This window comes from Streptomyces misionensis, assembly GCF_007896895.1.
Classification (GTDB): Bacteria; Actinomycetota; Actinomycetes; order Streptomycetales; family Streptomycetaceae; genus Streptomyces; species Streptomyces misionensis_A.
In genome coordinates, this window is sequence record NZ_VOGW01000048.1 from 1 (window position 1) to 21,482 (window position 21,482).

A 21,482-nucleotide genomic window follows, 5' to 3' on the forward strand; every position below is an offset into this window, starting at 1 on the left:
GCCATGGCCCGCGAAAACCTCGACCACGACACGCAGAGCCAGCCCGTATTCGTCCCCGCACTACGCCACGACGGCGACGAAGTACGCACCCTCACCTCCGCCCTCGCCCGACTCCACACCGCCGGCGTCCCCGTCGACCTCGGCGTGTCCCTCCCGCCCGTTCACCTTCCCGAGCTGCCGACCTACGCCTTCCAGCGCGCGCACTACTGGCTGACCGGCGAGGGCGCCCCCGGTGCCGCCGATGATGCCGACGCCCGTTTCTGGGATGCCGTCGAGCGCGAGGACCTCAAGTCCGTGGGTGAGGCGCTGGGGGTGCGGGACGGTGCGGAACTGGACGCCGTCGGCGGGGCGCTGGGCATGCTGTCGGCGTGGCGGCGCCGACGTGACGAGCGGGCCGCGGCGGACCGGCTGCGCTACGAGGTGCTGTGGAAGCCGCTGCCCGGCGCCGCGTCCGGGGTGCCGTCCGGCACCTGGCTGGTCGTGCTCCCGGACGGCGGCGGTGCCGAGGAGTACACCGAGCGGGTCGCGCCGGCGCTGGACCGGCAGGGGCTGCGCACTGTCGTCGTACGGGCCGGGGCCGCCGCCGACCGGGGCGGGCTGGCCGAGACGCTGCGGGGCGCGCTGGCGGGAGTGGACGACGTCGGCGGCGTCCTGTCGCTGCTCGCGCTCGACCGGCGTCCGCGGCCGGGCGGTGCCACGCTCACCGAGGGTGTCGCGGCGACCCTGGCGCTGGTGCAGGCGCTCGGCGACCTGGGCTCGGGGCACCGGTTGTACTGCGCCACCCGGGGCGCGGTCGCCGTCGGTGGCACGGACGGCATCGACGCCCCCGAGCAGGCGGCCGTGTGGGGGCTCGGGCTCGCCGCGGCACTGGAACAGCCGGACCGCTGGGGTGGGTTGGTCGACCTGCCCGAGGTGTTCGACGAGCGGGCCGCCCGCACCCTGCTCGGGGTGCTGGCCGCCCCGGACGGTGAGGACCAGTTCGCGGTCCGGCCCACAGGCGCGCTGGTGCGCAGGATGAGCGGCCGTCCGCTGCTCCCGGGCGCGACGGCGGGACCGGAGTGGCGGCCACGCGGCACCGTGCTGGTCACCGGCGGCACCGAGGGCCTCGGCCGGCACGCAGCGCGCTGGCTCGCCGAGGCCGGGGCCGAGCACCTGGTGCTGACCGTCTCGTCGGACCCGGAGGCGCCACGGGTGCGGAAGGTGTGCGACGAGCTGAGGGCGCACGGCACGAAGATCACCGTTCGTCAGGTCGACCTCGGCGACCGGGAGGCGCTCGCGCGGCTGCTCTCCGGGCCCGCCGTCGTGCCGGAACTCTCCGGCGTCGTGCACACCGCCGATCTCGCGCGCGTCGCCCAGACGGACGTCACCACCGTCGAGGAACTGGCGCAGACGCTGGCAGCCAAGGTCGACGGGCTGTGGCACCTCGACGCGCTGCTGACCGGACGGGACCTGGACCTGTTCGTCGTCTTCTCCTCCGTGGCCAGTGTGTGGGGCGGCGGTGGGCAGGGGCTCATCGGTGCCGCCAACGCCCAGCTCGACGCGCTGATCGAACGGCGGCGGGCACGGGGGCTGACGGCCACCTCGGTGGCCTGGGGTGTGATCGACGGGTTCGGTGTGGCGTCCGACGCCGCTGCGCGGGAGCAGTTGCGCCGGCGTGGTGTGCTGCCGATGGCACCCGAGGAGGCCATGGCGGCGCTCACGCTCGCGGTGCGGGGTGACGACACGCGGGTGGCCGTGGTGGACGTCGACTGGGCGGCGTTCGTGCCCGCCTTCACCTCGCTGCGGCCGAGCCCGCTGATCGGCGACCTGCCGGGCGTACGGGAGATCGTCGACGGGCTGGCGGCGGACGATCCCGGCGACGAGTCAGCCTCGGAGTTCCTGCGGCAGCTCGCCGCCGCCTCCGACGCCGAGCGGGAACGCGCGCTGATGAAGGCGGTTCGCGAGCACACGGCAATCGCGCTGGGCCACAGCGGCGCCGAGGCCGTGAAGCCGGGGCGCGCCTTCCAGGAGATGGGCTTCGACTCACTCGCCGCGGTCAACCTGCGCAACACCCTCGGCGCCGCCCTGGGCACCAAGCTGCCCGCCACCCTCGTCTTCGACTACCCCACGCCCGCCGCGCTGGTGGAGCACCTGCGCACCGAACTGCTCGCGGACCCGGCCGACGAGGAACTGAGCGAGGCGGACGAGGAGGAGCTCCGCCGGACGCTGGCCTCGGTTCCGTTCAGCCGGTTCCGGGAGGCCGGGCTGCTGGACGCGCTGCGGCAGCTCGCCCGGGCGGCCGGCGTGGACGGACCGGACGACGGCGGGCAGTCACCGTCCGCCACGGACGCCGCCGAGGAACTCGACCTGATCAACGCAATGGACGTCGCCGGGCTGGTCCAACGAGCGCTGGACGGGAACCGGTTGTGATCGCGCACTCGACACGGTGGGAGCAGCCATGAGCAGCGGCCAGACTGAACAGATCGTCGAAGCGCTGCGCGCCTCGCTGAAGGACAACGCCCGGCTGAAGCACGAGTACGACAAGGCGGTCGCGGCCACCACGGCGCCCGTCGCCGTCGTCGGCATGGCCTGCCGCCTGCCGGGCGGGGTGTCCTCGCCCGAGGAGCTGTGGGAACTGGTGTCCAGCGGGGGCGACGGCATCACCGGGTTCCCGGCCGACCGCGGCTGGGACCTGGACAACCTGTTCCACCCCGACCCCGACCACCCCGGCACCAGCTACGCCAGCGAGGGCGGCTTCCTGCACGACGCCGGGATGTTCGACGCGGGTTTCTTCGGCATCTCGCCCCGCGAGGCCGTGGCGATGGATCCGCAGCAGCGGATCATGCTGGAGCTGTCCTGGGAGGTGCTGGAGCGGGCCGGCATCGACCCGACGAGCCTGCGCGGCAAGGACGTGGGTGTGTACTCCGGCATCGCCTTCCACGACTACGGTGCCGGGCTGCCCGAGGTCCCCGAGGAACTCGCGGGCTTCCTCCTCACGGGCGGGGCGGGCAGTGTGCTGTCGGGCCGGGTGTCGTACGTGCTGGGCTTCGAGGGGCCGGCGGTGACCGTGGACACGGCGTGCTCGTCCTCGCTGGTCACCCTGCACCTGGCGGCGCAGGCGCTGCGCGCCGGAGAGTGCTCGCTGGCGCTGGCCGGCGGGGTGACGGTGATGGCCGAATCCGACGCGTTCGTCGGCTTCTCGCGGCAGCGCGGGCTCGCCCCCGACGGCCGGTGCAAGGCGTTCGCGGCGGCGGCGGACGGTACCGGGTTCGCCGAGGGCGCCGGGGTGCTGCTCCTGGAGCGGCTGTCCGACGCGGTCGAGGCGGGCCATCCGGTGCTCGCGGTGGTAAGGGGCTCGGCAGTCAACCAGGACGGCGCGTCGAACGGACTGACGGCGCCGAACGGCCCTTCGCAGCGGCGCGTCATCCGGCGGGCGCTGAAGAACGCCCGGCTGACCGCTGCCGAGGTGGACGTGGTGGAGGCGCACGGCACCGGTACAGCGCTGGGCGACCCCATCGAGGCGCAGGCGCTGCTGGCCACCTACGGCCGGGACCGCGAACGGCCGCTGTGGCTGGGGTCGGTCAAGTCGAACATCGGGCACACGCAGGCCGCCGCCGGAGCGGCCGGAGTCATCAAGATGGTGATGGCGATGCGGCACGGCGTGTTGCCGCGGACCTTGCACGTGGATGCGCCGACACCGCAGGTGGACTGGTCGGCGGGGGCCGTGGAGCTGCTGACCGAGGAGCAGGCGTGGCCGGAGACGGGACGGCCGCGCCGGGCCGCCGTGTCCGGCTTCGGCATCAGTGGCACCAACGCCCACGTGATCCTGGAGGAGGCCCCGGCCGCCACCGGTCCAGTGGACAAAGCGGTTTCCGAGAAGCCGCTCCTGACCGGCGCCCCCGTGCCGCTGCTGGTCTCCGGGCGCGGCGAGGCCGCGCTGCGCGCCCAGGCCGAGCGGCTGCGGTCGTACGTGACGGACCGTCCCGGCGCGGCGCTGACGGACCTCGGCCGGTCGCTGGCCACCGGGCGCGCGGCGCTGGAACAGCGCGGTGTCGTACTGGCCGCCGACCGGGACGCCGCGCTGCGCGGCCTGGCCGCGCTGGCCGAGAACACCCCGGCGCCCGAGGTGGTGCGGGGCGACGGCGGCCCGACCACCGGGCACACCGTCTTCGTCTTCCCCGGCCAGGGCTCGCAGTGGCCCGGTATGGCGGCCGAACTCCTCGACTCCTCCCCCGTGTTCGCCGCCCGGTTCGCCGAGTGCGACGAGGCGCTGGGCCGCCACCTCGACTGGTCGGTCACCGACGTCGTCCGGGGCGCCGCGTCGGCGCCGTCCATGGAGCGCATCGAGGTGCTCCAGCCTGCGCTGTTCGCGGTGCACGTGTCGCTGGCCGCGGTGTGGACGGCGGCCGGGGTGGCACCGGCGGCGGTGGTCGGCCACAGCCAGGGGGAGATCGCGGCGGCGTACGTCGCCGGGGCGCTGACGCTGGAGGAGGCGGCCCGTATCGTCGTGCTGCGCAGCGCCCTGTTCGCCGAGGAACTGGTCGGCAAGGGCGCGGTGGCCTCCGTCGCCGCCTCCGCCGACGCTGTGGAGAAGCGGCTCGCGGCGTGGGACGGGCGGCTGGCCGTCGCCGGCCGCAACGGGCCCGCCGCGGTCACGGTCGCCGGTGAGGAGGCGGCGCTTGCGGAGTTCGTGGCCGGCTGCGAGGCCGACGGCCTGCGGGCCCGTGTCGTCGGCTCCACGGTCGCCTCGCACTGCGCCCAGGTCGATCCGCTGCGCGACCGTATCCTCGCGATGTTCGCCGACGTCCGTCCGCGCCGTTCGGCCGTCCCGTTCTACTCGACGGTCACCGGCGGCGCGTTCGACACCGTCGGCCTGGACGCCGAGTACTGGTTCAGCAACGCACGCCGCCCGGTGGACTTCGAGGCCGCCGTGCGCGATCTGCTCGCCGACGGCTTCGGGTTCTTCGTGGAGTCCAGCGCCCACCCCGTGTTGGTCACCGCCATGCAGCAGCTCTTCGAGGACGCCGGAGCCGAGGCGGTCGCCGTGGGTTCGCTGCGGCGCGGCGAGGGCGGCGCGCCCCGGATGCTGGCCTCGCTCGCGGAGGGACACGTGGGCGGGCTGCCCGTCGACTGGTCCGCGGTCCTTGCCGGCGCGGCGGACTCCGACGGGGGCGCCGGGGACGCCGGCGGCCCGGAGCGGCCGACCGTCACCGACCTGCCCACCTACGCCTTCCAGCACCGGCATTACTGGCTGGAGTCGGGCCAGGGGCAGGGCCACGGCGACGCCGCGAGCCTCGGACTGACACCGGCCGGGCACCCGCTGCTCGGCGCGGTCACCGAGGTCTCCGGGACCGGAACCGGCTCCGCGTCCGGCTCCGGCCCCGTGCTGTTCACCTCCCGCCTGTCGCTGCGCACCCACCCCTGGCTGGCCGACCACGCGGCGGGTGGCACGGTGTTGCTGCCCGGCGCGGCCTTCGTGGAGCTCGCGGTGCGCGCCGGGGACGAGGTGGGCTGCCCCACCCTGGAGGAGCTCGTCGTCGAGGCGCCGCTGCCCTTGGCCGAGGGCGACGGCGTACGCGTACAGGTCCTCGTCGGCGAGGCGGACGAGCAGGGCCGCCGCCCGCTGTCCGTGCGCTCCCTCCCGGCGAACGGCGACCCCGGCGCGGCCTGGACCCGGCACGTCAGCGGCTTCCTGGCCCCGGCCGCCGGCACCCCGCCGGAGGCCTTGGCCCCGTGGCCGCCGACCGGGGCGGTCCCGGTCGGCCCGGAGCGGGTGACGGAGGCGTACGAGGAGATGGCCGCCGCCGGATACGGCTACGGGCCGGCGTTCCGGGGCCTGCGCGCGGTGTGGACGCGGGGCGAGGAGGTGTTCGCCGAGGTCGCCCTCGCCGCGGACCAGGGGCTGTCCGCCGACGGGTTCGGGCTGCACCCTGTGCTGCTGGACTCCGCCATGCACGCCATCGGCTTCCGCGCCCCGGCCGGCGCCGACGCCGCGCTCGCCCTGCCCTTCGCCTACCGCGACGTCGCCCTGCACGCCGCCGGAGCGACCGCGCTGCGCGTCCGCGTCACCCCGCACGGCGCCGACGAGGTCGCCCTGCACCTGGCGGACGGCACGGGCGCGCCCGTCGCCACCGTCGGCTCGGTGGTGTCCCGGCCGCTCGCCACGGACCTGCCCGCCACCCGTACCACCCCCGTCCGCGACCGTTTGTTCCGCGTCGGCTGGGACGAACTCCCCGCGCCCGGCCCCGTCGAAGACGCGCCGCACCCCGTGCCGGTGGCGACCGCCGAGGACATTCGTGAACTCGCCGAGACCGCCGACCTGGGCATCCCCGAGACGCTGCTCCTCGAACTGGAAGCGGCGGCTGACGGGCTGAACGCCGACGCCGCCCGTGACGTCACCGGCCGGGTCCTCGACCTGCTCCAGACCTGGCTGACCGCGCCCGAACTGGACGCCACCCGGCTGCTGGTCCTCACCCACGGCGCGGTCGCCGTGCACCACGACCGTGAACTCACCGACCCCGCTGCCGCGGCCGCCCTCGGCCTGCTGCGGTCCGCGCAGGCCGAGAACCCCGAGCGGATCACCCTGGTGGACACCGACGGAGCCCGGGCGTCCCGCGCCCTGCTGCCCGCCGTCCTCACCGGGACCGAACCCCAGCTCGCCCTGCGCGACGGCGTCCGCTTCGCCCGCCGGCTCACCCGCGCCGACACCACCGGCGCGCTCACCGTCCCCGCGGACGCGGCGGCGTGGCGGCTGGAGCCCGGCAGTGACGGCACCCTCGAAGGACTGGCGCTGCGCCCCTCCCCCGCCGCGCTCGCACCGCTCGCCGCCGGGCAGGTCCGCGTCGAGGTACGGGCCGCGGGCCTGAACTTCCTGGACGTCCTGGTCGCACTCGGCATGAACAAGGTCGAGGCCACCCTCGGCAACGAGGGCGCGGGCATCGTCACCGAGACCGGCCCCGACGTCACCGCACTCGCCGTCGGCGACCGGGTGATGGGCCTGTTCCCCGATGCCGTCGGCCCCGTCGCCGTCGCCGACCAGCGCACCGTCACCAGGATCCCGGACGGCTGGACCTTCCAGCAGGCAGCCTCCGTGCCCATGGCCTTCCTCACCGCCTACTACGGCCTGCGCGACCTCGCCGGGCTGCGCGCGGGCGAGACGGTCCTCGTGCACGCCGCCGCCGGCGGTGTCGGCATGGCCGCCGTGCAGCTGGCCCGGCACTGGGGCGCCGACGTCCTCGCCACCGCGTCCCCCGCCAAGTGGGACACCGTGCGCGCCACCGGCGTCCCCGCCGACCGCATCGCCGGCTCCCGCACCACGGAGTTCGAACGCCGCTTCCTCGACGTCACGCAGGGCCGCGGCGCCGACATCGTCCTCGACTCGCTGGCCGGCGACCTGGTCGACGCCTCCCTGCGGCTGCTGCCGCGCGGCGGGCGCTTCCTGGAGATGGGCAAGAGCGACCTGCGCGACCCCGCCGAGGTGGCGACCGCCCACCCCGGCGTCGTCTACCGGGCGTTCTCCCTCCACGAGGCGGGCGACGACCGTATAGGGGAAATGCTGCGGGACCTGGCCGCCCTCTTCGAGCAGGGTGTCCTGCGTCCCCTTCCGCTGCACACCTGGGACGTACGGGAGGCCCCGGCCGCCTTCCGGTTCATGAGCCAGGGCCGGCACACCGGCAAGAACGTCTTCACCCTGCCCCGCCCCCTCGACTCCGACGGCACCGTGCTGGTCACCGGCGGCACGGGCACCCTGGGCCGCCTGGTGGCCCGGCGCATGGTCACCGAGCACGGTGTGCGCCACGTCGTCCTGGCCGGGCGGCGCGGCCGGGCCGCCGACGGCGTGCCCGAGCTGGAGGACGAGCTGCGCGCCCTGGGTGCCGCCACCGTCCGCACCGTCGCCTGCGACGTCGCAGACCGGGCCGCGGCGGCCGCCCTGCTCGCCTCGATCCCGCCGGACGCCCCGCTGACCGCCGTGGTGCACGCCGCCGGACTCCTGGACGACGGTGTGATCACCGCCCTGACACCGGAGCGGCTGGCCACGACGTTCCGGCCCAAGGTGGACGCCGCGCTCAACCTGCACGAGCTGACGGCCACGCTGCCGCTGAGCGCCTTCGTCGTCTTCTCCTCCGGAGCCGGCACCTTCGACTCCCCGGGCCAGGGCAACTACTCCGCCGCCAACGCCTTCCTCGACGCGCTCGCCCGCCACCGGCACGCCGCCGGGCTGCCCGCCACCTCCCTCGCCTGGGGGCTGTGGGGCCAGGCCACCGACATGAGCGCCCACCTCGACGACACCGACCAGCGACGCATGGCCAAGGGTGGCATGCTCGCCCTGTCCGTGCCCGAGGGCATGGAGCTGTTCGACGCCGCCCTGCGCACCCCCGCCGCCGTCCTGGTGCCCGCCCGCATGGACTTCGCCGCCCTGCGCGGCCTGGCCGGCACCGGCACCCTGCCCGCGCTGCTGGCCTCCCTCGTCCGGGCCCCGCGCCGGACCGTCGACAACACGGCGGCGGACACCGACGACCTGGCCGGCCGGCTCGCCGGAGCGACCGCGGGACAGCGGGAGAAGATCCTGCTCGACCTGGTCCAGCAGGAGGCCGCCGCCGTCCTCGGCCACTCCTCCGCCGACGCCGTCGACCCCCACCAGCCCTTCAAGGAGATCGGCTTCGACTCGCTCACCGCGGTCGAGCTGCGCAACCGTCTCTCCCGCCGGGCCGGCACCCGGCTGCCCGCCACGCTCGTCTTCGACCACCCCGCACCCACCGCCCTGGCCCGCTTCCTCCTCGCCGAGCTGGGCCAGGAGGTCGACCCGGCCGAGCTGCTGCTGACCGAACTCGACGCCATGGCCGCGACGCTGGCCGGGACCAGCCCCGACGCATCGACCCACGCCACCGTCCTGACCCGCCTGAACGCGCTCGTCGAGCAGTGGAGGAGGGCCGCGGACCCGGCCCGCACCGGTACCGATGTCGAGGAGTTCGACGTGGACACCGCGACCGACGAGGACATGTTCGACCTCATCGACCGGGAGTTCGGCACCACCTGACCGACCGCGACCTCCGACCACAGGCCCAGCCCAGGCCCCGGCCCGGCCGACCTCCGACGCGTTTCCATCAGGAGCGAACTCTCATGGCAGATGACGGGAAGCTGCGTGACTACCTCAAGCGCGTGCTGGCGGACGCCCGCCGTTCCCAGCAGCGGGTCCGCGAACTGGAGGCCGAGCGGTCCGAGCCGATCGCCGTCGTGGCGATGGCCTGCCGCCTCCCGGGCGGCGTCACCTCCCCCGAGGAACTGTGGGACCTGGTGCGCCGCGGCCACGACGGCATCACGCCCTTCCCCGAGAACCGCGGCTGGGACCTGGACAACCTGTTCCACCCCGACCCCGACCACCACGGCACCAGCTACGTCCGCGAGGGCGGCTTCCTGCACGACGCGGGCGACTTCGACGCCGCCTTCTTCGGCATCTCCCCGCGCGAAGCGGTCACCATGGACCCCCAGCAGCGCCTCCTGCTCGAACTGTCCTGGGAGACCTTCGAACGCGCGGGCATCGACGCGACCGCGTGGCGCGGCAAGGACGTCGGGGTCTTCGCCGGCTTCGCGGGCAGCGACTACGGCAGCGAACTCACCGGACTCCCGGAGGAGCTGGAGAGCTACCTGATGACCTCCGGGGCGGGCAGCGTGCTGTCCGGCCGGATCTCCTACATCTTCGGCTTCGAGGGCCCCGCCGTCACCGTCGACACCGCCTGCTCAGCCTCCCTGGTGGCCCTCCACCTCGCGGCGCGGGCCCTGCGCGCGGGTGACTGTTCCATGGCCCTCGCCGCAGGTGTCACCGTCCTCGGCACCCCCCGCGCCTACATCGGTTTCTCCCGGCAGCGCGGCCTCGCCGCCGACGCCCGCTGCAAGGCGTTCGCCGCCGCCGCGGACGGCACGATCTTCGCCGAGGGCGCGGGCGTCCTGCTCCTCGAACGGCTGTCGGATGCCCAGCGCCTGGGCCACCGCGTGCTGGCGGTGCTGCGCGGTAGCGCGGTCAACCAGGACGGCGCCTCCAACGGCCTCACCGCCCCCAACGGCCCCTCTCAGCAGCGCGTCATCCGCCAGGCTCTGGCCGACGCCCGCCTCACCGCGTCCGACGTCGACGCGGTCGAGGCGCACGGTACGGGCACGGCACTGGGCGACCCCATCGAGGCCCAGGCGGTCCTGGCCACCTACGGCCAGGACCGCGAACGCCCGCTGCTGCTCGGGTCCTTGAAGTCCAACATCGGACACGCCCAGGCCGCCGCGGGCGTGGCCGGCGTCATCAAGACGGTACTGGCCCTCCAGCACGGAATCCTGCCGCGCACCCTGCACGTGGACGCCCCCACACCACAGGTCGACTGGTCGGCGGGCGCGGTGGAACTGCTGACGGAACAGCGGCCCTGGCCCGAGGTCGAACGGCCCAGAAGGGCCGGTGTCTCCGCATTCGGCATCAGTGGCACCAATGCCCACGTCATCCTCGAACAGGCCCCGGAACAGGAGTCGGCCCAGACACCCGGCCCGGCCGCCCTCCCCGTGGTGCCGTTGCTCCTCTCCGGACACGGCACGGCAGCCCTGCGGGCGCAGGCACGGCAGATACGGGACCACGCCAGGGCACACGCGGAGATGGACCTGGCCGCCCTGGGCGCCGCGCTGGCCCTGGGCCGGGCCGCGCTGCCCGACCGCGCGGTGGTCCTGGCCCGCGACCGGGACGAGGCGCTGGCGGGCCTGGACGCGCTGGCACGGGGCGAGAAGGCACCCGGCGTCGTCACGGGCACCGTCACACGCGGACGGCTGGCCGTGCTGTTCACCGGCCAGGGCTCCCAACGAGCCGGCATGGGACGTGAACTCCACCAAGCCTTCCCCGTGTACCGCGAAGCCTTCGACGAAGTCTGCGCAGCCCTCGGCGGAGACATCCGCGAAACCGTCCTCGGCAACGACCAGAACCGCCTCGACCGGACCAAGTACACCCAAGCCGCACTGTTCGCCCTGGAAGTCGCCCTCTACCGACTCATCACCTCCTGGGGCATCACACCCGACATCGTCGCCGGACACTCCATCGGCGAAGTGACAGCCGCACACATCGCAGGCGTGCTCTCACTCAAAGACGCCGCCACCCTCGTCACCACCCGCGCACGCCTGATGGAAACACTCCCCCAAGGCGGCGCGATGATCGCCGTCGCCACCACCGAACACAACATCCCCCCACACCCCGGCATCGACATCGCAGCCCTCAACAGCCCCACCTCCACCGTCCTGTCCGGCGACGAACAACCCCTCCTCAAAACAGCACAAGAACTAGCCGCACACGGCATACGCACCCGCCGCCTGAACGTCTCCCACGCCTTCCACTCCGCCCACATGGAACCCATACTCACCGAATTCCAACACGCACTCGAAAACCTCACCTTCCACACCCCCACTCTCCCCCTCCTCTCCAACACCACCGGACAACTCGCCGACCCCGAGACACTGTGCACCCCCGCCTACTGGGCCCACCACATACGCGCGACCGTACGCTTCGCCGACGGCATCCACACCCTCGCCGACCACGGCATCACCACCTACCTCGAACTCGGCCCCGACAGCACCCTCACCGCCATGGCCCGCGAAAACCTCGACCACGACACGCAGAGCCAGCCCGTATTCGTCCCCGCACTACGCCACGACGGCGACGAAGTACGCACCCTCACCTCCGCCCTCGCCCGACTCCACACCGCCGGCGTCCCCGTCGACCTCGGCGTCCTCCACGGCACCACGGCCCGTCCCCCGCTCATGCCCGAGCTGCCGACCTACGCCTTCCAGCGCGCGCACTACTGGCTGACCGGCGAGGGCGCCCCCGGTGCCGCCGGTGACGTATCGGCCGCCGGGGTGGACGGCCTCGGGCATCCGCTGCTGGGCGCGGTGGTCGAAGTACCGGAGTCGGGTGAGGTGCTGTTCACCTCGCGCCTGTCGCTCGCCACGCACCCGTGGCTGGCCGACCACGTCGCGGCCGGGGCGGTACTGCTGCCCGGTGCGGCCTTCGTGGAGCTGGCGTTGCGTGCCGGTGACGAGGTCGGCTGCGGTGCCGTCGAGGAGCTGGTGATGGAGGCTCCCATGGTTCTCGCGGAGGGCGCCGCCGCGCAGGTGCGTGTCAGCGTCGCGGCTGACGACGGTGCCGGCCGCCGCGCCGTGCGCGTCCACTCCCGTGCCGAGGACGCCGGGCTGGGAACGCCGTGGACGCGGCACGCCTCCGGCACTCTGCGCCCCGAGGACGACACGGACGTGGTCGCGGCCACGGCCGCGTCGACGGTCGGCCTGACGGTCTGGCCGCCGGCCGACGCGGTGGCCGTGGACCCGGCGGACATCGAGGGGCTGTACGACGGTCTGGAGCAGGCCGGGTACCGCTACGGGCCCGTGTTCCAAGGGCTGCGGGCGGCCTGGCGCGGTGACGGCGCCGTGTACGCGGAAGTGGCCCTCGCGGACGAGCACCGTGACATGGCGGCGACGTTCGGGCTGCACCCCGCGCTCCTCGACGCCGCCATGCACACCCTGGCCTTCCACGAGCGTGACGAGGCCGAGCCACAGCTGGTACTGCCCTTCGCCTACCGTGACGTGACGCTGCACGCGTCCGGTGTCTCGGCGTTGCGGGTCCGGGTGACCCTGAGCGGCACGCACACCATGACCCTCGAACTGGCCGACGGTACCGGTGCCCCGATCGCGTCGCTCGGGTCGGTGGTGTCCCGGCCGGTCGACCCCGGGCAGCTCACCGGGACGGCGGCCACGGCTGACCGGATGTTCCGCGTCGCCTGGCAGGAGGTGCCGGCACGGGGCGAGTCCCGGGCCCTCCGTCCGGTGCCGGTGGCCGACGCCGGCGACGTGCACCGGCTGTCCGCCGCGCCCGAGACACCGGACACACTGCTGCTGGACCTCCGCGGTGCGGCAGCCGATGTGCGGGAGGTGACCGGACGGGCGTTGCGGGTGGCACGGGCGTGGCTGGCCGAGCCGTCGCTGCTGTCCAGCCGACTGGTCGTGGTGACGCGGGGCGCCGTCACCGTCCGGGAGGGCGAGTCGGCCGACCCGGCAACGGCCGCGGTGTGGGGTCTGATGGCCTCCGCGCAGGCGGAGAACCCGGGGCGTGTCCTCCTCGTCGACGCCGACACAGGTACCGACACCGACTGGGGCACCGGAGCGCTCGCTCAGCTCCCTGCCGCCGACGAGCCGCAGTTGGCCCTGCGTGACGGTCAGTGGTTCACCCGGCGGCTCGTCCGAGCGGCGGCGGGTGACGTGCCGTACGGCGGCCTGGGCGACGGCACCGTCCTCGTCACCGGCGGTACCGGTGCCCTCGGCGCGGTCGTGGCCCGGCACCTGGTGGCGGTGCACGGGGTGCGGAGTCTGGTGCTGGCCGGACGGCGCGGGGAGAAGGCCCCCGGTGCCGCCGGACTGGCGGCGGAACTGGCGGCGACGGGAGCCCGGGTACGCATCGCGGCGTGCGATGTCGCGGATCGGGACGCCGTGGCGGCGCTGCTGGGCGAGGTGCCCGCCGACGCACCGCTGACCGCCGTAGTGCACGCGGCGGGTGTGCTGGACGACGGGGTGCTGACCGCCCTGACGCCGGAGCGGCTCGACACAGTGCTGCGGGCCAAGGCCGACGGCGCGCGTCACCTGGACGAGCTGACCCGGGACTCCGGACTCGCCGCGTTCGTCCTGTTCTCCTCCGCCGCCGGTGTCCTGGGCAACCCGGGGCAGGGCAACTACGCCGCCGCCAACGCCTACCTCGACGCGCTCGCGCACCGGCGCCGCGCCGCGGGCCTGCCCGCCGTGTCGCTGGCGTGGGGCATGTGGGAACAGGCCGCAGGTACCGGTATGACCGGGCGGCTCGCGGCCACCGAGCGGCACCGGACGACACGGGGCGGCGTCGCCGCACTGGCACCCGCCGAGGGCATGCAGCTCTTCGACGCCGCGCTGCGCACCGGCCTGCCCGTGGTGGTGCCGATGAAACTGGACCTCGCCGCCCTGCGCGCCCAGGCCGCCGCCGGACCCGTCGTTCCGCCGATGCGGACCCTGGTGCCCCCGGCACGACGGGCGCCGGCGCTCGCGGCCGAGGAGGAGCCGGTGTCCGCGCGGCTGGCCGGTCTGGACGCGGAGGAGCGGGAGGGCGTACTGCTCGGCCTGGTGCTACAGGAGGCCGGGCAGGTCCTCGGGCACACGGCGTCCACCGCCCTCGACCCGGACGTGGTGTTCACCGAGATCGGCCTGGACTCCCTGATGGCGGTGGAACTCCGCGACCGCCTGGCCCGGCACACGGCGCTGCGGCTGCCGCCCAGCTTCGTCTTCGACCACCCGACTCTGCGGATGCTGGCCCGGCAGTTGCGGGACGAACTGAGCGTTCCGAACGCGGACACGGACGCCAACTCATAGCGAGCGCGATGCGAACGAGAAAGGGATGGCACATGTTCAGCACCGATGCCTACCTGGCACGCCTGGGATTCGACCGGCCACCCGCGCCGACCCTGGTGAACCTGCGGCGGCTGCACCGCAGTCACCTCACGTCCGTCCCCTACGACACCGCGCACACCCACCGGCTCAGCGCGGTGAACATGGCGGACATCGACGTCGACAAGGCCTTCGAGGCCATCGTGCCGACCGGCGCCGGCGGCATGTGCCTGGAGCTCAACACCCTGTTCGCCCGGCTCCTGCGCGAACTGGGCTACGACCTGGACGTGCTCAGCGGCGGCACCTACCTGCCCGGTAACACCTTCGCACCCGACCCGGAGCACATGCTGATGCTCGTCCGGATCGACGGCGAGGAGTGGCTGGCCGACGTCGGACACGCCGGGCTCTGCTTCACCGAGCCGCTGCGGCTGGTGGAGGACGAGCCGCAGTGGCAGTACGGCTGCGCGTTCCGGCTGGTGCGGCGGGACGGGTTCCTCGTGCTCCAGGCCAAGACGCTGGGACACGACTGGCGCACCACCTACCGTTTCACCACCGCGCCCCGGACCTACGACGCCTGGGAGGGCGTCGGCGGCGGCAACGGGCCGGCCATCCTCGCCGCGATGCGCCGGCGCCGGCGTGCCACCGAGCGGGGACAGGTGTTCCTCACCAGCAACATGTTCACGACCGTCGAGGACGGCCACGAGAAGGTCTCCGTCCTCGTCGACCCCGCACAGCGTGCCGAGGTGATCGCCACCTACTGGGACGGCCGCGACTGACCCGTCCGGGGCCGTCGCCCCCCAGCCCCGCCCCCGTCCCCGTTCCCGGCCGACCGCCGCCAGCGGAAAGTGATGCGCCCATGAAGTTCGGCCTGTTGTACGGTGCCCAGCTGCCCCGCCCCTGGACCGAGGACTCCGAATACCGGCTCTTCCACGACATGCTGGCGGAGATAGAACTGGCCGACCAGTTGGGCTTCGACCATGTGTGGTGTCCCGAGCACCACTTCTTGGAGGAGTACTCGCACATGTCCGGGCCGGAGGTGTTCCTCGGCGCGGTCAGCCAGCGCACCAGCCGTATCCGGATCGGGCACGCCGTCGCCCTGATGCCGCCGGGTTTCAACCCGACCGCGCGGATCGCCGAGCGGATCGCCACGCTGGACCTGTTGTCCGGGGGACGCGTGGAGTTCGGCACCGGCGAGTCCACCACCCCCACCGAGCTGGCGGGGTTCGGTGTGGAGCGTGCCGTCAAACGGGACCAGTGGGCGGAGGCGGTGGACGCCGTGGCCCGCATGTTCGTGGAGGAGCCGTTCGCCGGGTACGAGGGCAAGTACGTCTCGGCGCCGGTCCGCAACGTGTTGCCCAAGACCCGGCAGAAGCCGCACCCGCCGATGTGGATGGCCTGCGGCAACCGGGATGCCATCCGGCTCGCTGCCGCCAAGGGGCTCGGCGCGCTCAACTTCTCCTTCTTCGGCCCGGCCGAGACCAGGAAGTGGGTCGACGCCTATTACGAGGGCCTCGAGTCCGCGGACTGCGTGCCCGCCGGGTTCGCGGTCAACGCGCAGGTCGCCGCGACCATCCCGATGTTCTGCCACCAGGACGAGGCGACCGCCGTGGAACGCGGCGCCGACGGCGTCCAGTTCTTCAACTTCGGACTCGGTTTCTACGCCGGTTTCGGCGCCGCCGCCCCCGGCCGGACCCGGCTGTGGGAGACGTTCCAGCGCGACCGCGACCGCTACGGCATGGGCCGTGCCGCCTTCGGCAGGCCCGGTATGCCGCTGGGCAACCCGGCGCGCGGCGCGGTGGGCACCCCGGAGCAGATCCGGCGGTTCCTGCGGCAGCACGAGGAGGCCGGCCTCGACCAGGCGATCTTCCTGGTGCAGGGCGGCGGGACCCGGCACGAGCACGTCTGCGAGTCGCTGGAGCTGTTCGCCCGCGAGGTGATGCCCGAGTTCAAGGAGCGGCACGAGCGGGCCGCGCAGGCGAAGGCCGCCCGGCTTCAGCCCGCCCTCGACGCCGCCCTGGCCCGGCGTGAACCGCCCCGCACAGCCGATCCCGCCTACGTCATCCCCGCCCGCAGCCCGAACCCGGCCCCCTGACCCGCTTACCGACCCGCTTACTCGCAAGGAGATCGCGTCACCATGGCTCAGACATCCGAAGAAGAGATGCGCGTCCTCGACCCGCAGAGCGTCGCCGAGGAGCTGCGCAAGAACGGCCCGCCGCGGCGGATCGAGATGCACGGCACCGCCGCGTGGCTCGTGTCCCGGTTCGACGAGGTACGTGAGTGCCTCGCGCACCCCAGGATGAGCCCGGCCGCCGCCTACGCCGCCTCACGGGGGCAGAAGACCCCGGTGAGCGGGCTGTTCGAGGACACGCTGATGGGCACCAACCCGCCCGAGCACACCCGGCTGCGCCGACTGCTGGGCACGGCGTTCACCGCGCGCCGGGTGGAAGCCCTGCGGCCGCGCGTGCGGGAGATCACCGACAGTCTGCTGGACGCCGTCGCCGCCGACGGCCGGGCGGACCTGGTCTCCGCGCTGGCCGTCCCGCTGCCCATGCAGGTGATCTGCGAGCTGCTCGGCGTGCCCATCGCCGACCGCACCGAGTTCCACCAGTGGGCCGACCTGATGCTGCTGCCGCCGTTCGACCCGGAGGCCGCCGCCCGCTCCGCGGATGCCTCCGCGAAACTGTGGTCCTACGTGGAGAACCTGGCCGAGGAGCGGCGCGAGGACCCCAAGGACGACCTGATCAGCGCGCTGATGTCGGCGCACGAGGACGACCGGCTCAGCCACCGCGAGGTGGTCGCCACCGCCCGCATGATGCTGATCGCCGGCTACGAACTGACCGGCAGCTTCATCAGCAACGCCGTCTTCTCGCTGCTGACCCGGCCGGACCAGCTCGACCTGCTGCGCGCGGACCCCGAGCTGGCCGGCCGGAACCTGGACGAGCTGCTGCGGCACGCCGGGCCCGGCATCCTCGTCGTGCGCTTCGCCGACGAGGACGTCGAGATCGGCGGCGTCACGATAGCCGCGGGCGAGCAGGTGCTGCTGGACATGGACGCCGCCCACTGCGACCCCGCGCACGTCACCGACGGAGAGCGGCTGGACCTCACGCGGGGCAACGTGATGCACCTCCAGTTCGGCCAGGGCGTGCACTACTGCATCGGCGCGCCGCTGGCCCGCGTGGAGGCGCAGACCGCGCTGGAGAGCCTGTTCCTGCGCTTCCCCGACCTGCGCCTGGCCGTACCGGTCGCCGAGGTCGGCGCCAAGCCCAACCCGTTCATCCGCTCCCTGACGTCCCTGCCGGTGGAGTTCGCTCCCCGGTGAGCAGAGGAGACGGCGGTGCGGAACGCTGCCGGTCCCGGCCGCCCTCCGCACCGCCGTCGACGCATCCGGGGTGCCGGACGCCCCTGAGTGTCAGGGCACCGGCACCGCCGGGCACAGCGCCAGGAGTTCCGCCGGGTGACGCAGGACGACATCGGGGTCCGCGGCGAGCAGCGTCGCCTCGTCCGTCTCGCCCCACAGCGCGGCCACCGCGGTGACACCCGCGCCGCGGGCGCTGGCGAGGTCGGTGACGGCGTCGCCGACCATCACCGTCCGCCCGGGGTCGGCGCCCAGCAGCTCCATCGCCTTGAGCACGATGTCGGGCGCCGGCTTGGCCCGCGGCACCTCGTCCGAGCCGAGGACAGCGTCGAACCGGTCGCGGATACCGATCGTGTCCAGCAGCGAACGGGCCCGCGGGCCGCTCTTGCCGGTGGCCACGGCCAGCCGGACCCCCCGGCGGCGCAGCTCCCCCAGCAGCTCCGGCACGCCGTCGAACACCTCCACCAGGTGGGCGAGCCGGTAGCTCTCGCGGACAAAGGGTTCCTCCATCTCCAGCGGCAGCCCCATGATGCGCATGATGTCGGGGAAGTAGCGGCCCAGATGCCGGTTGTACTCCTCGAACGGCGGCTCGCCCGGCCCGACGACCTCCGCGTAGGCGAGGGTGAACGCCTCGCGCATCACCGCGAAGCTGTTGACGAGGACGCCGTCGAGGTCGAAGACCACCGAGGTGACGCCGGAAGGGGAAGGGACGGAAGGAACGGACTGGCTGATCATCGGGGACTCCCGTGGAACGTGGTCACGGCGCGCAACCGGTGCGGTCACACCGGGGCGGACTCCCGGACCTCCTGGACGGTGCGGGCCGAGGAGTAGACCCGCTCGATGGCGCCGATGGTGCGGCGCGCCTCGGCGATCGCCCGGCCTCGTGCGGCCGGGTCGTGCAACAGGCCGGGCAGCAGGGCGAGCTGCCGGTCGTACTCGGCGCCGACCCGTTCCGTGGGCACAGCGAGCTCGCGCGTGGTGCCGTCGGCGGTGCGGGTCAGCACGGACTTCCCGAGGCGGTTGGGGCTGAACCCGAAGGTGCAGCGCAGGGTCGCGCTGCCCGCGCTGCCCTCGACGGTGACGCGGGTGGTGTCCACCGCCTCGTGCGAGGCCCAGCTCGCGTGCAGGACGACGGACCGGCCGTCGTCGGTGACGAGGAAGCCGCGCGCGGTGTCCTCGACGTCGGTGCCGCCGCCCCCGGTCGCGTCGCCATCGCCTTCGGCATCGTTGTCGTCGTCGCGCCAGGCGGCCCGGGAGGATGCCTGGGTGATGAAGTCGGCGGAGACGGTGCCGATGGCGTGCCGGAAGGCGGCGGTGCCCAGCAGCGGTACGGCGATGTCGAGGAGGTGCCATCCGAGGTCGACCAGCGCCCCGCCTCCCGCGAGCGACCGCTGGGTGAACCAGCCGCCCCGGTCGGGCACCCCGCGCGCCCGTACCCAGGCCAGTTCGACGTGCCGGACCTCGCCCAGGCGTTCGGTGGCCCGGTACAGGCCGGTTACGTCGGCGCGGTGGCGGGCCGCGCTGCCGGCCAGCAGTATCGCGCCGCCCGCGCGTTCCGCGGCGGCCAGCCGTTCCGCCTCCTCGGAGGTCAGGCAGACCGGCTTCTCCAGGAACACCGGGATGCCCTTGGTGAGCAGTTCGCAGGCGACGGCGCAGTGCAGGTGGTTGGGGACCGCGACGACCGCGAGGTCCACCTCGGCGGGGTCGAGGTCGGCGAGGGACGTCAGCACCGACAGCCCGGTCGCGTCCGCCCCCTGGGAGTCGGCGACGGCGGCCCGGCCGCGCTCGTCGGGGTCGACGGCGGCGGTCACGGTGAAGGCGGGGCTGCGGAGCAGCCGGGGCAGCCAGACCGAGCGGGCGGCCCAGCCCAGGCCGATCACGGCGGTGCGGACGGGCGGCAGGGCCGGGGACGGGGCGCTCATGCGCTCGCGAGCACGTCGGCGATGACGGCGGCGATCTCGTGCATCTGCTCCTCGCCGCCCAGCAGCGTACGGTGGTGCAGCCACACGGAGTCCCGGGTGAGGGCCTCGGAGTGCGGGCAGCGGCGGGCCAGTTCCTCCACGGTCAGCTCCGGCGCCGCGACCTCCCAGAAGGCGTCGGTACGGTAGACCGCGCGGAACCCGACGAACGCGGGCAGCCCCCGCTCGATGAGGGTGTCGACGACCCGTGCGCGCCGTTCCTCGGTGATGCCCGGCACCCGGAACATCGCCATGTAGTGCGGATTGCGGTCACCGCGCTCGTCGAGGGCCTGCGGGACGACGCCGGGGATCTCGGCCAGCAGCCGGCTCAGCACCGGCCAGCGCGCCTCGCGTGTGTCGATCTGTGCATCGAGCCGGGCGAGCTGGGCGCGCAGCACCGACGCGGAGAACTCGTTGAGGCGGAAGTTGGAACCGGACGTACGGTGGAAGTAGCCGCGGTCGGTGCGCGGTCGGCCGCAACTGTGCCGCACGAAGCCCTTCTCGTACCCTTCCGCGTCGGGGAAGAGCACCGCGCCGCCCTCACCGGCGGTCATCAGCTTGCCGTTCTGGAAGCTGAACGCCGCGACAGAGCCCAGCTCCCCGACCCGCTGGCCGCGCCACCGCGCGCCCTGCGCGTGGGCCGCGTCCTGGACCAGTGGTACGCCCGAGTCGGCGGACAGCTTGCCCAGCGCGTCCATGTCGCACATCTGGCCCGCCATGTGCACCGGCATGATGGCTGCGGTCCGCGGTCCGATCGCGGCCTCGACCGCCGCCGGGTCGACGCAGTACGTGCCCGGGTCGACGTCGACCGGCACGGCCACCGCGCCCAGCCGCTGCGCGGCCTGCGAGGAGGAGATGAAGGTGAACGCCGGGACGATGACCTCGGAGCCGGCGCCGACGCCGAGCACTTCGAGGGCGAGTTCCAGCGCGTGTGTGCCGTTGGTGACCGCCAGGGCGTGCGGGCTGCCGTGGGCGGCGGCGAACTCGGCCTCGAAGGCGTCCACCTCGCCGCCGCCGATCCGCCACCACTGGCCCTGCTCCAGCGCCCGTATCAGTCCCTCGCGTTCCGCGTCGTCGTACTGCGGCCAGCCGGGCAGCTCGGATTCCAGACGCACACCCTTGCTCATGTTTTCCCCACTTCCCTCGACACTTCCCTCGACGCGATATGCAGAGGAGATCGATTCAGCACGCTAACCCGCCGACGGCAGCCACGTCATTCCCCCTCAACACCCCCCTAGAAGCCCCTTAAAACGGCTCCCGCGGATTCGTCGGGGCGCGCGCCGCGAGGCCCGTGCTATAGATGGAAGTCCGTGACGAACCAGGTGAGGTGCGCTGTGAGCAGGCTGTTGTTGGTGAACGGTCCCAATCTCGGAATACTCGGAACCCGCCAGCCCGAGATATACGGAACCGATACCCTGCAGGACATCGAACACTGGGTGGGAGAAGAGGTCGCGGAGCGCGGCTGGAAAGTTGACTCCTATCAGTTCGATGGTGAGGCGGAAATCATCCGCACCATTCAGGGGAACTACGACACCGTCGGCGCAATCATCAATCCGGCCGCCCTGATGATGGCCGGCTGGGGTCTCCGTGATGCCCTGGCGAACTATCCGCGGCCGTGGATAGAAGTGCATCTGTCGAATGTGTGGGCCCGTGAGCAGTTCCGCCACGAGTCGGTGACCGGGCCGCTGGCGTCCGGCGTCGTCTTCGGGCTCGGCGCGCTGGGGTACCGGCTCGCCGCCCGCGCCCTGCTCGAGAAGGTGCCGGCCTGACCG

10 protein-coding genes are annotated in these 21,482 nt (G+C 73.6%); 7 read left to right on the forward strand and 3 right to left on the reverse strand.

Annotated features, from left to right (window positions below; all coding sequences use genetic code 11):
- The 6 genes from FRZ03_RS08370 to FRZ03_RS08395 form a co-directional block, all read left to right on the forward strand.
- On the forward strand, positions 1-2,409 hold a 2,409-nt coding region (locus tag FRZ03_RS08370), incomplete at its 5' end, for a beta-ketoacyl reductase (protein ID WP_146464531.1).
- 28 nt (positions 2,410-2,437) lie between these two features.
- On the forward strand, positions 2,438-9,016 hold the full coding sequence (locus tag FRZ03_RS08375; protein ID WP_146464532.1) for a type I polyketide synthase: 6,579 nt from the start codon (positions 2,438-2,440) through the stop codon (positions 9,014-9,016).
- Between the two features lie 83 nt (positions 9,017-9,099).
- Complete coding sequence (locus FRZ03_RS08380; protein WP_146464533.1) at positions 9,100-14,382, forward strand: type I polyketide synthase; 5,283 nt, start codon at positions 9,100-9,102, stop codon at positions 14,380-14,382.
- 32 nt (positions 14,383-14,414) lie between these two features.
- The gene (locus tag FRZ03_RS08385) at positions 14,415-15,173 is read left to right on the forward strand and encodes an arylamine N-acetyltransferase family protein (protein ID WP_146464534.1); all 759 of its coding nucleotides are present in this window, start codon (positions 14,415-14,417) and stop codon (positions 15,171-15,173) included.
- An 80-nt stretch (positions 15,174-15,253) separates the two neighbouring features.
- On the forward strand, positions 15,254-16,489 hold the full coding sequence (locus tag FRZ03_RS08390; protein ID WP_146464535.1) for an LLM class flavin-dependent oxidoreductase: 1,236 nt from the start codon (positions 15,254-15,256) through the stop codon (positions 16,487-16,489).
- Between the two features lie 42 nt (positions 16,490-16,531).
- The gene (locus FRZ03_RS08395; RefSeq protein WP_146464536.1) at positions 16,532-17,716 is read left to right on the forward strand and encodes a cytochrome P450; all 1,185 of its coding nucleotides are present in this window, start codon (positions 16,532-16,534) and stop codon (positions 17,714-17,716) included.
- Between the two features lie 90 nt (positions 17,717-17,806).
- On the opposite strand, the gene FRZ03_RS08400 is transcribed toward FRZ03_RS08395, so the two are convergent.
- The 3 genes from FRZ03_RS08400 to FRZ03_RS08410 are packed head-to-tail and all read right to left on the reverse strand — an operon-like array spanning position 17,807 to position 20,837.
- On the reverse strand, positions 17,807-18,487 hold the full coding sequence (locus FRZ03_RS08400) for an HAD-IA family hydrolase (RefSeq protein ID WP_146464537.1): 681 nt from the start codon (positions 18,485-18,487) through the stop codon (positions 17,807-17,809).
- Positions 18,488-18,531: 44 nt separating this feature from the next.
- Positions 18,532-19,674: a Gfo/Idh/MocA family protein gene (locus FRZ03_RS08405; RefSeq protein WP_146464538.1), complete on the reverse strand. Its 1,143-nt coding sequence runs from the start codon at positions 19,672-19,674 to the stop codon at positions 18,532-18,534.
- Complete coding sequence (locus FRZ03_RS08410) at positions 19,671-20,837, reverse strand: DegT/DnrJ/EryC1/StrS family aminotransferase (protein WP_146464539.1); 1,167 nt, start codon at positions 20,835-20,837, stop codon at positions 19,671-19,673. The genes FRZ03_RS08405 and FRZ03_RS08410 overlap by 4 nt, the downstream gene beginning before the upstream one ends.
- A 207-nt stretch (positions 20,838-21,044) precedes the next feature.
- On the opposite strand from FRZ03_RS08410, the gene FRZ03_RS08415 reads away from it, so the two are divergent.
- The gene (locus tag FRZ03_RS08415; RefSeq protein WP_146464540.1) at positions 21,045-21,479 is read left to right on the forward strand and encodes a type II 3-dehydroquinate dehydratase; all 435 of its coding nucleotides are present in this window, start codon (positions 21,045-21,047) and stop codon (positions 21,477-21,479) included.
- Positions 21,480-21,482: the final 3 nt, after the last annotated feature.

Excerpts from the sequence above, each read along its gene's own strand:
- FRZ03_RS08390 (WP_146464535.1), top strand. The coding sequence starts at position 15,254 with ATGAAGTTCGGCCTGTTGTACGGTGCCCAGCTGCCCCGCCCCTGGACC.
- FRZ03_RS08385 (WP_146464534.1), top strand. The coding sequence starts at position 14,415 with ATGTTCAGCACCGATGCCTACCTGGCACGCCTGGGATTCGACCGGCCA.
- FRZ03_RS08410 (WP_146464539.1), bottom strand. The coding sequence starts at position 20,837 with ATGAGCAAGGGTGTGCGTCTGGAATCCGAGCTGCCCGGCTGGCCGCAG.
- FRZ03_RS08375 (WP_146464532.1), top strand. The coding sequence starts at position 2,438 with ATGAGCAGCGGCCAGACTGAACAGATCGTCGAAGCGCTGCGCGCCTCG.
- FRZ03_RS08395 (WP_146464536.1), top strand. The coding sequence starts at position 16,532 with ATGGCTCAGACATCCGAAGAAGAGATGCGCGTCCTCGACCCGCAGAGC.
- FRZ03_RS08400 (WP_146464537.1), bottom strand. The coding sequence starts at position 18,487 with ATGATCAGCCAGTCCGTTCCTTCCGTCCCTTCCCCTTCCGGCGTCACC.
- FRZ03_RS08405 (WP_146464538.1), bottom strand. The coding sequence starts at position 19,674 with ATGAGCGCCCCGTCCCCGGCCCTGCCGCCCGTCCGCACCGCCGTGATC.
- FRZ03_RS08380 (WP_146464533.1), top strand. The coding sequence starts at position 9,100 with ATGGCAGATGACGGGAAGCTGCGTGACTACCTCAAGCGCGTGCTGGCG.